12 protein-coding genes are annotated in these 16,727 nt (G+C 39.1%); 1 reads left to right on the top strand and 11 read right to left on the bottom strand.

What is annotated here, in order from left to right:
- The first annotated feature begins 262 nt into the window (after positions 1-262).
- The gene (locus tag ACKWCD_RS04865) at positions 263-1,498 is read left to right on the top strand and encodes a hypothetical protein (protein ID WP_413982810.1); all 1,236 of its coding nucleotides are present in this window, start codon (positions 263-265) and stop codon (positions 1,496-1,498) included.
- A 63-nt stretch (positions 1,499-1,561) separates the two neighbouring features.
- On the opposite strand, the gene ACKWCD_RS04860 is transcribed toward ACKWCD_RS04865, so the two are convergent.
- The 11 genes from ACKWCD_RS04860 to ACKWCD_RS04810 form a co-directional block, all read right to left on the bottom strand.
- Entirely contained in the window at positions 1,562-3,373 is a 1,812-nt protein-coding gene (locus ACKWCD_RS04860) for an acyl-CoA dehydrogenase family protein (RefSeq protein ID WP_413982809.1), read from the bottom strand.
- A gap of 20 nt (positions 3,374-3,393) precedes the next feature.
- Positions 3,394-4,584, bottom strand: coding sequence for an acetyl-CoA C-acyltransferase (locus ACKWCD_RS04855; protein WP_413982808.1), 1,191 nt, complete (start codon positions 4,582-4,584; stop codon positions 3,394-3,396).
- Between the two features lie 39 nt (positions 4,585-4,623).
- Entirely contained in the window at positions 4,624-4,977 is a 354-nt protein-coding gene (locus ACKWCD_RS04850) for a four helix bundle protein (protein WP_413982807.1), read from the bottom strand.
- Positions 4,978-5,014: 37 nt separating this feature from the next.
- Positions 5,015-7,420, bottom strand: coding sequence for a 3-hydroxyacyl-CoA dehydrogenase/enoyl-CoA hydratase family protein (locus tag ACKWCD_RS04845; protein WP_413982806.1), 2,406 nt, complete (start codon positions 7,418-7,420; stop codon positions 5,015-5,017).
- Between the two features lie 14 nt (positions 7,421-7,434).
- A complete protein-coding gene (locus ACKWCD_RS04840; RefSeq protein ID WP_413982805.1) occupies positions 7,435-7,884 on the bottom strand; it encodes a MarR family winged helix-turn-helix transcriptional regulator in 450 nt (149 codons plus the stop codon).
- A 178-nt stretch (positions 7,885-8,062) separates the two neighbouring features.
- A complete protein-coding gene (locus ACKWCD_RS04835) occupies positions 8,063-8,467 on the bottom strand; it encodes a hypothetical protein (protein ID WP_413982804.1) in 405 nt (134 codons plus the stop codon).
- A gap of 102 nt (positions 8,468-8,569) precedes the next feature.
- A complete protein-coding gene (locus tag ACKWCD_RS04830) occupies positions 8,570-8,818 on the bottom strand; it encodes a hypothetical protein (protein WP_413982803.1) in 249 nt (82 codons plus the stop codon).
- A 42-nt stretch (positions 8,819-8,860) separates the two neighbouring features.
- A complete protein-coding gene (locus tag ACKWCD_RS04825) occupies positions 8,861-10,633 on the bottom strand; it encodes an AMP-dependent synthetase/ligase (RefSeq protein ID WP_413982802.1) in 1,773 nt (590 codons plus the stop codon).
- A 999-nt stretch (positions 10,634-11,632) separates the two neighbouring features.
- Positions 11,633-12,286, bottom strand: a complete 654-nt coding sequence (locus ACKWCD_RS04820; protein WP_413982801.1) for a DinB family protein — start codon at positions 12,284-12,286, stop codon at positions 11,633-11,635.
- Positions 12,287-12,319: 33 nt separating this feature from the next.
- A complete protein-coding gene (gene purL, locus ACKWCD_RS04815) occupies positions 12,320-15,985 on the bottom strand; it encodes a phosphoribosylformylglycinamidine synthase (RefSeq protein ID WP_413982800.1) in 3,666 nt (1,221 codons plus the stop codon).
- 172 nt (positions 15,986-16,157) lie between these two features.
- Positions 16,158-16,694, bottom strand: a complete 537-nt coding sequence (locus tag ACKWCD_RS04810) for a hypothetical protein (RefSeq protein WP_413982799.1) — start codon at positions 16,692-16,694, stop codon at positions 16,158-16,160.
- Between the last annotated feature and the right edge of the window lie 33 nt (positions 16,695-16,727).

Genomic DNA, 16,727 nt, shown 5'->3' with positions numbered 1-16,727 from the left:
CTATGATGTTTGTTAAGGGGAATCCCTGTTTACAGTGAAAAGGATATAAAAAAGGGCCCAACAAACGGAGGACGGTTGTCACTTCTGTCTCAACAAAAGTTTCAAACTGAATGATTCAAAACAGAAATATACAAGTCTCACCTTTATCTACTTTCTGGCGCTGCTTATTGTTTTCATTGAAAAGAGCAAATTTCTAGTCAAATGCAACAAGTTATTTCTAAAGTCGTTAAAACTATATTTGATAATTTAATTCTTGTGATTTATGAATTACAAAGTCTCATTTGTAGTATTATTTTTTTCTGTTTCTTGTTTTCTTACTGCTCAAACAAAATTTGAACGAGGGTATGTAATTAACAAAAGGGGTGATAGTATTTCAGGATATATTAAGAACTTAAAATGGTTGTCAGCACCCAAAACGATCCAGTTTAAGTCTGATCTAAATGCTGATGAGCAAAAGCTTGGTGTTGATTTTATTCAAAAATTCCAAGTAGTCAATGGACCTTTATATTTAGCCTTTAGTGATAGTTTGCCAGTAACTCAACAGTTTGTTGAGAATAAAACTATTGAGAAGTATCCTAGAAAAGTTTTCAAAAAAGGATTTGTAAAACAAATACTTGAAGGAGAAGGATCATTATATGAGTACAGGGCGGATAATGATTTAGTGTTTTTTGTTTCAAAAGGCTTAGGTAAAATGGAACCCTTGGAATACAAACAATATTCCAAGCCTCCTTCTAACGAGAATGCTGAGAACCCGATTTTTAGGAGACAATTGTTCAAATTTTTTAATTGTAACAATACTTTGTCAATTCAAGAAGTTCTTTATACCAAAAGTTCCTTGATTGATTACCTAACTGGTTATAACATTTGCTCGAGAAGAGCATTTGAAGGAAAAAGCATTTTGAATAAAAGCGAAAAACAAAAAGCGGAATTAAGAGTAATTGTTTTTGGTGGATTAGTGAGTTATAAATTTAACACAACGCTGCAAAGGATAGTCGGCTCAGGTTTTGATGCAATTTTTGTTCCTATAGAACCAGCTTTCGAAAGTAAAATAAGCCCATCCCTAGGAGTTGAATTAGAATCCATCTTCCCATTTAATAACGGCAAGTGGTCAACTTTTGTTTCTGCACAATTTGCGAAGTATAGTGCAGTTGGAATTTTAAATTCCCAAGATATTGCGTCTATAGACTTGAATCAATTGATTTTTAATTTAGGAGGTAGACACTATATGTTCCTAAATGAAAAGAATAGTATTCATATCGCAGGGGGAATTGTTTTCGATTTCAACTTAAATGCAGAATTTAAAGAAGCACAATCTTTTATAACTCCATTAACAGATATAACGAAAGTAAATTTTGGAGCATTTATAGGTGGAGGTTATAGTTTCAACCAAAGTATTTATGTTACCGGCAAGTATTTTTTAGGTGCCAGTGTAAATACCGACGCAGCAGAGTCTAATAATTTGGAAAGATTTACAGTATCAGTAGGTTTCAAGTTATAAAAAAACCGCCCACCATAAGGCGAGCGGTTTTCACTTCTGTCTCAACAAAAGTTTCAATCTGAATTAGTCAAAGGTATACCCGTTATCCGCAGCTACTTTATCGGCAATTTGTGTGCGTAAAGCTACTACGTTAGGGTTATTGGTATATTTTGTAAAACGTTTAAGACCCATAAGCATCATACGCTGCTCGTCACCTTCTGCGAAAGAAACAATGGCTTCTTTTCCACTTTTAAGGATAACATCAACCGCATTGTACAAGTTTAATTTAGCCATTGCTATTTGCGTAGCTTGTGATTCCTCACCAAAACGTTTTGCGTTTTTCTCTGTTCTTAAGATGGTACTTTCCGCCATATAGACTTCAATCAGAATGTTCGAAGCGGCCATCATCAATTGCTGGTGCTTTTCTAATTCCGGACCAAATTTTTGAACCGCAGAACCGGCAACCATCAAGAATACTTTTTTCAAGCGTGCTACCAAGTCTTTTTCCTCAGCAAACAACTCAGAAAAATCAGGAGCGTCGAAAGATGGAATTCCCATCAATTCTTCACCAACTGCAGTTGCGGGACCTAATAAATCCACATGACCCTTCATGGCTTTCTTCACCAACATACCAACTGCTAGCATTCGATTGATTTCATTTGTACCTTCATAAATACGACCGATACGCGAATCTCTCCAAGCAGATTCCATAGGTGCTTCAGCGCTATAGCCCATACCACCATAAATTTGCAGACCTTCATCGGAAGTGAACTGTACATGTTCAGAGACAGCTACTTTCAATATCGAACATTCAATGGCATACTCTTCAACACCTTTCAATTCGGCTTCTTGATGCGAGTTACCTTCCGCTACACGAATTGAAATTCTATCTTCTATATTTTTAGCAGCTCTATAACTTCCTGATTCTCCAACATAGGTGTTTGTAGCCATCTCAGCAATTTTTGCTTTAATTGCTCCAAAATTTATGATAGGAGTTTTAAACTGAATTCGCTCATTCGCATAATTTACAGCTTCGCCAATTACTCTTCTTTGCGCATCTAAACAAGCAGCAGCTAGTTTGATACGACCAACGTTCAAGGCGTTCATTGCAATTTTGAATCCGTTTCCTCTTTCAGAAAGCATGTCTTCAACAGGGACTTTGGTTTCATTAAAGAAAACCTGACGTGTAGAAGAAGAGTGAATTCCTAATTTCTTCTCTTCATCGCCCATGGTGATTCCGTTCTCAGGGTCATTCTCTACAATGAATCCGGTGATATTCTTATCATCTTCAATTCTAGCAAAAACGATTAGAAGATTACAGAAGCCTGCGTTTGAAATCCACATTTTCTGACCAGTAATACTGTAGTATTTACCGTCATCCGATAAAACAGCCTTTGTTTTTCCAGAATTTGCATCAGAACCTGCTCCAGGTTCCGTTAAGCAATAGGAACCTAACCACTCACCAGAGGCAAGTTTAGGAACGTATTTTTTCTTTTGCTCTTCGTTTCCGTAAAGGGTTATTGGCATTGTACCAATTCCTGTGTGTGCTCCGAAAGAAGTACTAAAAGAGCCGGTAGCTCCAGAAATATAATCACATACTAACATGGTAGACACAAAGCCCATTCCCATTCCTCCGTATTCTTCTGGTACGGCAATACCTAGAAGTCCTAGTTCACCTGCTTTACGCATGGTCTCCGCAGTGAATGCATAATCTTTGCCTTCAAAGCGTTCCCAATGTGCCCAAATCTCTCTGTCCACGAATTCTTTGGTACTATCACGCATCATTTTTTGCTCCTCAGAAAGGTCTTCTAAGGTAAAAACATCATCACAGCTCGTTTCTTTGACAAGAAATTGACCGCCTCTTAATATTTCTTTGCTTGCTACTTCTGTACTCATAACTATTTTTTTTCTCTTTTTTAATTCAAAAACTCAAAAATACCAGCGGCTCCTTGTCCAGTTCCCACACACATGGTAACCATACCGTATTTTCCTTGCATCTCTCTTTTTCTCATTTCGTCAAATAACTGTACGGACAATTTAGCGCCTGTACATCCTAATGGATGTCCGAGTGCAATTGCACCGCCATTTACATTAACGATATCTTGATTCAAGTTCAACTCGCGCATTACGGCCAAAGACTGTGATGCAAAAGCTTCGTTTAATTCAATCAATTCAATGTCGTCTTGTTTTAAACCTGCTTGTTTTAAGGCTTTCGGAATAGCAGCAACCGGACCGATACCCATAATTCTGGGTGGCACACCCGCAGCGGCATAATTCACCAAACGTGCGATAGGCTCAAGATTCAATTCTTTCACCATCTCTTCGCTCATAATCAAAACAAAAGCCGCGCCGTCACTCATTTGAGAGGAGTTACCTGCGGTAACACTTCCGCCAGCAGCGAATACTGGTCTTAGTTTATTCAGAACTTCAACCGAAGTTCCTTTTCTTGGACCTTCATCTTTCGTAACCGTATATTTATTTTCTGCTCTTTTGCCATTCGCATCCAAATAGGTTTGTTCCACTTCAATGGGAGCGATTTGACTTTGAAAACGGTCTTCTGCCTGCGCTTTCAAAGCTTTCATATGTGAATTATAGGCAAACTCATCTTGGTCCTCACGAGATACTTTGTACTCGTTTGCTACTGCTTCGGCAGTATTACCCATTCCCCAATAATAGTCTTCGTGGCCTTGCTTTGCTAAATCGTAATTCAACTCTGGTTTGTTTCCTGTCATGGGAACAGCACTCATGCTTTCTGCACCACCTGCGATGATACAATCTGCCATTCCAGCTTGCACTTTTGCAGCTGCAATACCTATGGTTTCCAAACCTGAGGCACAAAAACGATTTACGGTTACTCCTGGTACATCAACAATGTCCAATCCCATCAATGAAATTAAACGCGCCATGTTTAAACCTTGAGCACCTTCTGGCATCGCGTTTCCGACAATAACGTCGTCAATACGTTTCTTATCGAAATTAGGCAGCTCCTTCATCATATGTTCGATGGTCTCCGCGGCCAATTCATCTGTTCGCTTAAAACGGAAAACACCTTTTGGCGCTTTTCCAACAGCAGTTCTATATCCTTTAACTATATATGCAGTTTTCATAACTAGATTTTAGATTTTAGAAGTGAGATTTTAGACTTCTCACTTTGAGAATTTTTTAATTAATGAATAATTTATTTTTTGCACTTCAACCAATTGGTCGATAATGGGTAAAACTTTTTCTTCTGAAACTAGATTTAGTCTACTGGATAATAGTAACTGGGTAAGCAATTCATTGGATGAGCCACTTGATATTCCCAAAAATTGTCTAAACTCTTTATCACTATTTCTTCCAGCTCCTTCTGCAATGTTTGAAGGAACTGAAACGGCACTTCTTCTAATTTGGCTTGTTAATCCATATTTTTCCTCCTTTGGAAATTCCGCTGAAAGACGATACACATCTTCAGTGATATTCATGGATTTTTGCCAAATAATCAATTTTTGAAAGTCGTGCATATTTATAGTCTAAAATCTAACATCTCAAATCTAAAGTCTAATTGCGCAATGGTTTACCTGTTTTAAGCATGTGCTGAATTCTTTCCAATGACTTTTTCTCGGTACATAACGAAAGGAAAGCTTCACGTTCGATATCCAGTAGATATTGCTCAGATACGCGCGTTGGTTCCGATAAATCACCACCAGCCATTACATAGGCTAGTTTATTAGCGATTTTCTTATCGTGCTCGCTGATATAGTGACTGGCTTCCATAGAATCAGTTCCTACGACAAACATTCCTAAAGCTTGCTTACCTAAAACTTTGATGTCTTTTCGCATTGGAGGTTGCGTGTAACCCGCTTCTGCCATTAGTTTTGCATGTGCTTTTGCAGTTGCAATTTGTCTGTCCTTATTAACGACAACAATATCTTTTCCTTTCTGAAGCAATCCCAAATCGAAGGCTTCATAAGCTGAAGTGGATACTTTTGCCATTCCGATAGTCAAGAAATATTCCTGAAGAACATTTAACTCAACATCACCTTTAAGGAAAGTATCTTGAGCACGTAGTGCCATTTCTTTGGAACCACCGCCACCAGGAATCACACCAACACCGAACTCAACAAGTCCCATATAAGTTTCTGCCGCGGCAACTACCTTATCCGCATGCAGTGATATTTCACAACCACCACCTAGGGACATTCCGTGCGGGGCGGCCACTGTTGGGATTGATGAATAACGCATGCGCATCATGGTATCTTGGAACATCTTGATAGCCATGTTCAACTCATCATATTCTTGCTCAACAGCCATCATGAAAATCATTCCGATGTTTGCACCAACGGAGAAGTTGGCTGCTTGATTACCAACAACTAAACCTTGGAAATCTTTTTCAGCCATATCAATGGCTTTGTTTAATCCCGCTAAAACATCACCGCCAATGGTGTTCATTTTAGACTGGAATTCCACATTTAAAATACCATCGCCTAAATCTTCAACTACAACTCCAGCATTTTTAAATACTTCTTTCGATTTGCGGATGTTATCTAGAATGATAAAGGAATCTTGTCCAGGAATTTTCTCTACGGATTTCTTAGGAATAACATAGCAATACGTTGCTCCATCCTTTACCGCATAGAAAGATTTTTGACCCGAAGCCAACATCTCATCAACCCAAGGGGCAGCAACTTCACCTTCAGCCTTCATGATTTCCAAGCCTTTTTCTAAACCGATGGCATCCCAGATTTGGAAAGGTCCGTGTTCCCAGCCGAAACCGGCTTTTGTGGCATCATCAATCTTATAAATATCATCTGTAATTTCAGGAATACGATGCGATACATAGGCGAACAAAGCTGCAAAACTCTTTCTAAAGAATTCACCTGCTTTATCTTTTCCGTCAATTAATACAGGAAAACGATCTACAACCTTATCTATAGGCTTTGTTAATTCCAGCGTAGCGAACTTGGCACTTTTTTTAGAACGATATTCCATCGTATCTAAATCCAAAGTCAAGATTTCTTTCTTTCCGCCTTCACCTGTTGTTTTCTTGTAAAAGCCTTGTCCGGTTTTACTTCCCAACCATTTGTTTTCCATCATTGTATTGATGAAATCTGGCAATTGGAACACATCGCGCTTCTCGTCGTCAGGACAATTGTCGTGCACTCCGTTTGCAGTATGAACTAAAGTATCTAGACCAACTACATCAACCGTTCTAAAGGTTGCAGATTTTGGTCGCCCGATTAACGGACCTGTTAGTTTATCAACTTCTTCAACGGTCATTCCCATGTCCTTCACAGCATGAAAGAGACTTTGAATACTAAAGATACCGATACGGTTTCCGATAAACGCGGGAGTATCTTTGGCAACAACAGATGTTTTTCCTAAGAATTTCTCCCCGTATCCGTTTAAGAAATCCAATACTTCAGGAGAAGTTTTCGGACCAGGAATAATTTCGAACAACTTTAAGTAACGAGCAGGATTGAAGAAGTGTGTTCCACAGAAATGCTTCTGGAAATCATCGCTTCTTCCTTCGCTCATAAATTTAATCGGAATACCAGAAGTATTCGACGTAATCAAAGTACCAGGCGTTCTGTGCTTTTCTATATTCTCAAAAACGATTTTTTTGATATCCAATCGCTCAACTACCACTTCGATAATCCAATCTACTTTAGAAATCTTAGAAATATCATCTTCCAAGTTTCCTGTAGAAATTCGATTTGCGAATTTTTGATTGTAAATAGGAGAGGGTTTTGATTTTAAAGCTGCCTTTAATGAGTCATTGACCAATCGATTACGAACTACTTTGTCTTCTAGAGTAAGTCCTTTCGCCTTTTCTTTAGCATTCAGTTCTCTTGGAACGATATCTAAGAGTAAGACTTCAACTCCGATATTTGCGAAGTGGCAGGCTATGCCGCTTCCCATAATACCCGAACCGACTACCGCTACTTTTTTAATGTGCTTGTTCATGTATGGGATTCCTGTTAATTAGTTGTTTCTTTAGTGTATATCTTCTTTTCAGCGATTAAGCTGTTGATGGTATTCATTACTTCAAAAAAGTGTTTCAGTTTTTCTTCGGAAACATTTTCTTTTACCACATCATCAAATCGAATTACTACATCCTTTGAATAATTTCTTTTTTCTAGACCGAAGTCGGTTAAATGAATTAAGACACCTCTACCATCATTCGGATTGGGCTTGCGTTCAATCAAACCTTTTTCTTCCATACTTTTCAGTATGCGTGATAGACTCGTTGCTTCCATTCCCATTTTGGGACCTAAGGCCGTTGATGGTGTTCCGGTTTTAGGGTCAATACTTAATAAGGTAAACCCAACTGCCATCGTCGAATCAAATTCTTTAGCCTCTTCATTGTACATTCTGGCAACTGCTTGCCATGTAGCGCGGAGGATATAATCTATCGTAACATCTTTCATAAATCTGGTTGTGGGAAGTCAAATATAAAGAAATTTATTATGCATGCATAATAAATTTTAATAAAAAAGACGGCTCATGTAATATATTCGATGAATTGATATCATCGGGATAAAAGGAAAATAAAAAACCGTCAAAGCAATGACGCCAAGACGGTTTTGAAATCGTTAAGAGCTAGTACTACTGCATCATCTTCTTTGATAATTCTTGAAGCTCTTCAGCTTTCTTTGTCATATAAGCCGTAAGTTTCTCAGCATCTGCACCAGAAACTTTACCGCTAACTTCTTGTGCTTTTGTAGCTAGATCTTGTCCCTTAGTTGCTAGATTGGCAAAAGCGGTCATGTCTTTACTGTCAACTGCTTTTTTATAGTCCTCTAAATAAGACTCATAGCTTTCTACGTAAGCCTGTACATCCGCATCCCCAAAACTGGGAACCCCAGTTTCCGAGCTAGATGTTTCAGTTGTAGTTTCTTCTGTAGCTATTTCTGTTCTGGTTTCAGTATCAGAACTTGTTGTTGACTTGTCTTTGCAAGACAAGATTACAAGTGCTGCTATTACAGCACAGGTTAAAAATACTTTTTTCATGATTTTAGATTTTGTTTGTTATTATGGTACAAACTTATCTAAAGGGACATCAGAGGATATCCCTGAAAAAGGGGAAAGTTGGAGTGCTGTTACTAGGGAATTCTACCCGTTTTCTTTTTGTCTTTTTTTCATTTCCTTCTCAATGCCTGCTGAAAATAGAGAAGGTATCATCGCTAAGGGACCAAATACCGTTGGAACTAAAAACACTAATGTATTATTATCGTATTTAGAACTTTGATAAACACCAAATCCAAGGGCAAAACACATTATTACTAATGCAACGATACTTGAGATGAGAAGGATTTTTTTATATTTTGTTAGTTGTTCCGTGGAACATTTTTCGAATGCCATATCTATCTCTTTAAGTTTAAGGCAGCTTCAGCAGTAATCAACTTAGTGCCCATAAATATCATTGTACAAATCCATGTACTTTTCTTTAATGATTTTACGGCGTAGTTTCATAGTTGGTGTGAGGTGTCCTTCATTGATACTCCATACATCGGGAGTCAAACGAAATTGCTTCACTTTTTCCCATTTTGCGAAAGCTTCATTGGCCATATCTACCTCTTCTTGGTATTTGGCCAAAACCCTTTCATTCGTAACAATATCAGAATTCTCACTTATCGTAATTCCGTTTTCCTTGGCCCAATCAAATAAGTATGGGAAATCTGGTTGGATTAGGGCAGCAGGCATCTTTTCTCCTTCACCAACAACCATTAATTGTTCAATAAATCTGGATTGTTTAAATCTATTTTCAAGTAACTGCGGAGCAACATATTTACCACCCGAAGTTTTGAACATTTCTTTTTTACGGTCGGTAATCTTTAAGAATCCATCCGCATCTATCTCACCAATATCTCCTGTAAGGAAGTAGCCATCTTTCATTACTTCAGCGGTTTTTTCCGTATCCTTATAATACCCTTGCATCACACTTGGGGCCTTGACACAAATCTCACCATCATCGGCAATTTTTACTTCGACACCCGGGAGCAACTTTCCAACGGTTCCTATTTTAAAACCTTTATTGCGCATATCGTTTACGGAAACTACAGGAGAGGTTTCCGTTAATCCGTAGCCTTCCATTACTCCAAGTCCAGCCGCATTGAAGATGCGTGCAAGTCTTGGTTGAAGTGCGGCACTACCTGAGGAGATAACTTGAAGTTCGCCTCCTAAAGCCTCTTTCCATTTACTGAAAATCAATTTTTTAGCGATTCCTAATTTCTTCTCATACCACCAGCCATTCTGTCCGTAAGGCTCATATTTCAATCCTAAGTCAACAGCCCAAAAGAAGATTTTCTTTTTGAGTCCGGTAAGGTCGCTTCCTTTGGTCAAAATGCTGTCATACACTTTTTCCAATAGACGGGGCACGGCGGTCATCACATGTGGAGAGGACTCTTTAAGATTGTCCGTGATTTTCTCCATAGACTCCGCATAATAGATACTTACTCCGTTATACATATATAAATACACCATCATACGCTCATAAATATGGCATACAGGTAAAAAGCTCAAACAACGGGAGTTCCCTTTTTCAATTGGTAAACGCTCTGAACTTGTCAAGGCATTAAAAACCACATTCTCATGCGAGAGCATTACACCTTTTGGGCGTCCGGTAGTTCCTGAGGTATATATTAAGGTAGCAAGGGTTTCGGGTTTTACACCGGCCTTTCTATCTTCCACAACATCTTGATTTGACGTATCAGCTCCTAGTTCGAGAACTTCGCTCCAGTTTTTGCAATTGTCCAATTCATCAAATGAGTAAACTTCCTTCAAACTAGGCACTTGGTCTTGAACTGACTTTACCTTGGTGTATACCTCTGAACAGGATACAAAACAATATTTTGATTCGGAATGATTCAATACATACGCGTAGTCTTCTTCTGAAATCGTTGGATAAATAGGTACATTTTGAGCGCCCAGTTGCAAAACGCCAGTATCCATAACATTCCACTCCGAACGATTGGTCATTGAAATAAGGGCGACCTTATCATTTGCCTGAACTCCAAGTCTGAGCAGTCCACGGCTAATTGCATTTGCTTTGTCTACATATTCTTGTGTTGACATTGGTACCCATTCACCATTTCTTTTGTCTAAAAAACAGTTAGGTAGATTATATTTTTCTAATTGGTAATAGGGAAAGTCAAAGAGTCTGGTAATATTTTGCATAATTGTATTGTGTTAAGCTTGTCTTGCTGGCCCAAGCTTTGTTCTTTTTTACCAGTCCTGCGTTAAAAAAATGATTCCGTAGCTATGGCTATGCAATAATTTTCTGCCTTGATCTGACAAAAAATAACCGCTGCTTAACCAACACAACAGACTAAACACAATACTAGGTTTCTGTTAAGTAATCGCAAAATAGGAAAAGGGAATGGGATAATAAAATTCCGAAGAAATCAATTCCCAATTCGAAAATTACTTGCTTAATCATAAGTCCAATGTTTTCTGATTTGTTCGAGCTGATATTTCGAGCCTTAATGATTGGCCATAAATAGCTAAGATTTGTAAAATGGAGTAAAGAAATAACAGCACATTTTGGAAGTAATATGAGACTTCTGTTCAAATTAGCTTCCGTCCTTTTTGGAGTCCTATTTTTAAATTGAATAGGCTTTTTAAGCAACAAAGAGTCACTCTAAGAGCAGGAAATACGGCTATGGTGATATCAAGCTTTAGAGTGCTACTATCGGTAGAAAAGCGGAATTGAAAATTAAGTAGGCAAAATAGCTCTTATGTCTTTATTTATGGGGCTTTTCGAAGTGTTAAACTCCTCACAATTTTGTAACATTTGGGCTTTTGTTACGTCTAATAGGATGTGTACATAAGGATGCTTATTGCATCCATCACAACAAAGAATTAAAGAAGTTATAATGAAAGATACAAAGAGACAACATAAAGAAAACAGCGCAAGTGTAGATAGAGCGTTAACCCGTCACGCAAGTTGGAAAAATCACCGAAGGCATACGGGATTAAAATTAATTCGATTTGCTTAACAAATCAGTATAGTAAACCAAGGGGGCGAAAGCCCTCTTTTTTTGTTTTAAGCCTACTTTTAACTATTCTCCTCAACCCATATTCTGCATTCATAAAAGCCACCAATCAAGTCGAAACTTCATCGTTACGAGCGGAAGGGTAGTGCGTCCAGTTCTAGCACCAGGTCTGATCATTTTACTAAACGATACGACTTTTGATAAATTTGAATTGCCCGTTATGATTAGATTCATGCTCGCAAACATGAAACCATTTACAATAGTTGTTAGTTGGTCCCCACGGAAAGTCTTTATCAACACTCATTAGCCATTCATCATCGCGATTGGCCAATTCCTTTAAAGTGTTTTCTCGTATCTGAGACAATTCGTTGAGGTAATAATCGTAATTATTTCCTTTAACAACCTTTCTAGCCTTTTCTCCAAGACCAGAAGGTATTGACCATTTGTCTTTATCTTCTTTTGACCAATCGCCCCATTTCTTATTTTCAAACGTATGTATTTGATAAAAACGTTCAGTAGCGGCCAAATGCATTAACATGGCGCCAATACTATTGGCATTTTCATCTACCAAATAATCCAAATCAGAAACACTCATATTCCTTACGGGCGCTAAGATGACCATGCGCATCCAGTTCAGCATAGAGACTAATGTGCCTATTTGCGGGGTATAACCTTCTTTAGGGCCGACAATATTTACATCACTGTCTTGTGTAAAGTTTAACGGTGCCTCATGAGGTGCGGCGAAAGCACTTGCTGTGCCTAAGGTGCCAAGGGTTAGTAAAGAGGATTTTTTAATAAAATTTCTTCTGTTGACTTGGTTTGACTGATGGTCCATTTTCTAAGAGTTAAAAATTAGACCTTAAGGTACTTATTTATTTTCCAGAACCCAATTTTTAGCATTCACAAAAGCCTCTAACCAAGGCGAAACTTCATCATTCCTATCCGCAGGGTAGTACGCCCAGTTCCAAGGGAAAGTGGAGCGTTCGATATGTGGCATGGTGACCAAATGTCTTCCGGTGGAATCGCAAAGCATGGCGGTGTTGAAATCACTTCCATTCGGATTTGCAGGATAGCCTTCATAACCATATTTAGCTACAATATCATAGTTTTCCTCGGAATGTGGGAGACTGAACTTCCCTTCCCCGTGGGATATCCAAACCCCTAAGGTTGTTCCTGCTAAGCTCGATAGCATTACGGAATTGTTCTCTTGCACCTTCACAGATGTAAAATTACTCTCATGCTTTACGGAATCATTATAAGTCATCTTCCCATGGGTTTCGTGATCGGGATTGATGAGGTCTAATTCCATGAATAATTGACAACCGTTACAGATGCCTATGGATAAGGTATCAGGTCGCGCAAAAAAATCATTGATGACTTTGTTTGCTTTTTCATTGTATTTGATAGCACCCGCCCATCCTTTGGCACTTCCAAGTACATCTGAGTTGGAGAATCCGCCAACGGCACCTAAGAATTGAATGTCTTCCAAAGTTTCCCTACCGGATATTAAATCCGTCATGTGGACGTCTTTTACATCAAATCCTGCTAAATACATCGCATTTGCCATTTCACGTTCGGAGTTGCTGCCTTTTTCTCTTAATATGGCGGCCTTAGGCTTGCCCTTCGACGAGCTCAGGGTGACATTCATACCCGTGAATTGGCTTGGGAAGTTGTATTGTAGAGCCTGCTCCTTATAATTATCAAATCTATCTTTTGCCAAACCGTTTGCGGTTTGCTTGTCATCCAACAAATAGGAAGTCTTAAACCAAGTATCTCTCAATGAAGAAATATTCAAGCCCATTTCCATACCGCCATTTCGGATGATTAATTCATTTCCTGGAAGAACTTCTCCGATTTTTTTGAATCCGACTTGAGCTGTGTTTAGGATTTGTTCTATGCTGTCATCTTTGGACTGAAAAACAATGCCTGCATTCTCTGAAAATAGGACTTTAATAGTATCGGATTCACCTAAACTTGATAGGTCTAATTCCGCTCCTAAGTCTTTATCTGCAAAACACAATTCTAGAAGCGTTGTAATTAATCCTCCTGATGCAACATCATGACCTGCAATGATTTGACCCTTTTTAATTGAAGTTTGAATTAAATTAAAAACCGTCTTGAAATAAGCAGCATCTTCGATAGTCGGAGCTTCACTTCCAACAGCATTTAATACTTGTCCGAAGGAAGAACCCCCGAGTTTATAATTGTCTTTAGATAGGTTGATATAATAGATACTTCCACCGTCTTTTTGAAGTACGGGTTCTACTACTTTGGTGATGTCATCACAGTTTCCTGCGGCGGAAATTATCACCGTACCCGGACTAATCACATCGCCATCTTTGTATTTCTGTTTCATGGAAAGGGAATCCTTTCCGGTAGGGACATTGATGCCCAAAGCAATCGAAAATTCAGAAATAGCCTGTACCGCTTCATAGAGTCTGGCATCTTCACCTTCATTTTTGCAAGGCCACATCCAGTTGGCGGAAAGGGAAACGGATTTCAATCCGTCTTTCAGTGGTGCCCAGATGATATTGGTCAAGGCTTCGGCAATACTATTTTTACTTCCTGCGGATGGATTAATGAGTCCTGAAATGGGGGAGTGGCCGATACTCGTGGCGATGCCCTCTTTTCCTTTAAAATCCAAAGCCATGACGCCTACATTGTTTAAAGGCAATTGTAAGGGACCAGCACATTGTTGTTTGGCAACACGGCCGCCCACACATCTATCGACTTTGTTGGTAAGCCAATCTTTACAGGCAACAGCTTCCAATTGCAATACTTGCTCTAAATAGTCATGGAAGAATTCCAAAGAATATTCCGCGTCTGCATAGCTTCTTTCGACTGTGGTGTCGGTCATGATGGTTTTTGGAGAACTTCCGAAAATGTCTGTCAAATGGACATCCATCGGTTTTTCACCTGTAGTTTTTGATTCGAAGGTAAAACGGTCGTCACCAGTTACATCGCCGACTTCATAGATTGGAGAACGCTCTCTCTCGGCGATTCTACCGAGTAAGGCGGCATCGTCTTTACCGATGACCAAGCCCATACGTTCTTGAGATTCGTTTCCGATAATTTCCTTGGCGGATAGGGTAGGGTCTCCGACGGGGAGTTTATCCAAATCGATTTTTCCACCGGTTTCTTCAACCAATTCGGAAAGACAGTTGAGGTGCCCCCCCGCACCATGGTCATGAATGGATACTATTGAATTCACATCACTCTCCACCATACCACGAATGGCATTGGCGGCTCTTTTCTGCATTTCAGGATTCGAACGTTGTACCGCATTCAATTCGATAGCCGAACTAAATTCGCCCGTATCAGCACTGGAAACGGCTGCGCCGCCCATTCCAATACGGTAGTTGTCACCACCTAAAATGACGATTTTATCTCCGGTTTCAGGTTTGTCTTTTAGTGCTTGGTCTGCTTTGCCGTAGCCGATTCCACCGGCTTGCATAATAACCTTGTCGTAAGCAACACGTCTGTCGTCTTCGGCATGCTCAAAAGTCAAAACAGACCCCGTAATTAAAGGCTGCCCAAACTTATTTCCAAAATCGGATGCTCCGTTGGATGCTTTTATCAAAATGTCCATTGGGGTTTGGTAGAGCCATTCTCTGGCTGGCATTCCGTTTTCCCATGGACGCTCTTGCTCTAATCTGGAATAGGCAGTCATATACACCGCGGTACCTGCCAAGGGCAAGGAACCTTTACCACCTGCTAATCTATCTCGTATTTCACCTCCTGAACCGGTTGCAGCGCCATTGAAAGGCTCCACGGTGGTGGGGAAGTTATGCGTTTCTGCTTTTAAGGAAATTACAGAATCAAATTCCTCTTCTTGATAAAAGTCTGGTTTGTCTGCGGTTTTGGGTGCAAATTGCACCACGGTCGGACCTTTTACAAAAGCCACATTATCTTTATAGGCAGAAACAATGTCGTTCGGGTTTTGCTTTGAAGTCTCTTTGATTAATTTAAAAAGCGAAGTTGGTTTTTCTTTGCCGTCAATGACAAAGGTGCCATTGAATATTTTATGACGGCAGTGCTCGGAATTCACCTGACTAAAACCAAAGACTTCAGAATCGGTCAGTTTGCGACCCATTTTGGTGGAGAGTTGATTCAAATAGGCCACTTCCTCTTCGTTAAGCGCCAAACCTTCTTGTTGGTTATAGGAGGCAACATCATCAATCTCCAAAATTGACTCAGGCTTAACATCAATCGTGTAAATGTCTTGTGTGAGTGCCGCATATTTTTGCGAAATCATCGGGTCGAAATCGCTAAAGGCTTCGTCGACCGCTTTAAACTCCTCAATACGTACAATGCCTGAAATGCCCATGTTCTGGGTAATCTCCGTGGCATTGGTGCTCCAAGGCGTAATCATGGCAGCGCGTGGGCCAATAAAAAAGGCGTCAAGAGACGCCGCGTTTATTTGTGGTAGGTTGCCGAACAACCATGTAAGTTTTTTTGTGTCTTCTTGAGAAAGTTCTTGGCTGGTTTGTACTGCAAAAACTTTAGTGGTTTGCTCTCCGAAAAAGTGAATCATTGACCGTGTACCTTGTGTAGATTAATAAAGGCACAAATTTAGCTTTTTTTAATCCTTTTTTTGAATCAATTTGAAACAGTTTTGAACGGGGGATGTTGATAAAATTGAAACAATGATTCAGATATATTCATTTCCGATAAGAAAATCTTTCGCATGAATTGTTTGTTGCAGATTAATTTTCGTTATCAAGTCTAAGGAAGTGGGTTAGCTGTAATCTTTTAATCGGCATTTCATTTTCATAAACATCTTTGCAGGTAACTTCTACTGTAAGCTGCCCTAACATTTTACGAAGCTTTTCTCTTGTCTTAATTTGTTTAGATTTGGATGTGTCAATAGGTATTTCAATAAGTTTAATTGTTTCACCTGCTTGCACCACGAATTCAGCATAAGGCGTCCAATATTCTTTATAGTTCATGTCCCCAGGCAAACTATTTGGTAACCAATCATAAATGCAGGTTTTACTTTCACCTTTTACGTCGTAAATGTTCATTTTCTTAATCACTGCTATGCCATAACCAACATTTTTTAGAGTGACGTATATTCTGTTCTCATAATCCCACTGACCAATATGTAAAATTGGCTTTACGGATTTAATATTATGTGTCCTTTGGAGTTTAAAAGTATAGTATGCAATTGCAGTACTTGAAATGGAAACAATTAATGCTAACAATGCTACTAAGCCTTCCCAGTATTCTTGAATAAAACTCATATTTAACAATCTTTTTCAACAATTTACGCCTAA

This window comes from Maribacter taeanensis (assembly GCF_047345145.1).
GTDB lineage: Bacteria > Bacteroidota > Bacteroidia > Flavobacteriales > Flavobacteriaceae > Maribacter_C.
This window is presented reverse-complemented; position numbering and strand designations above follow the sequence as displayed.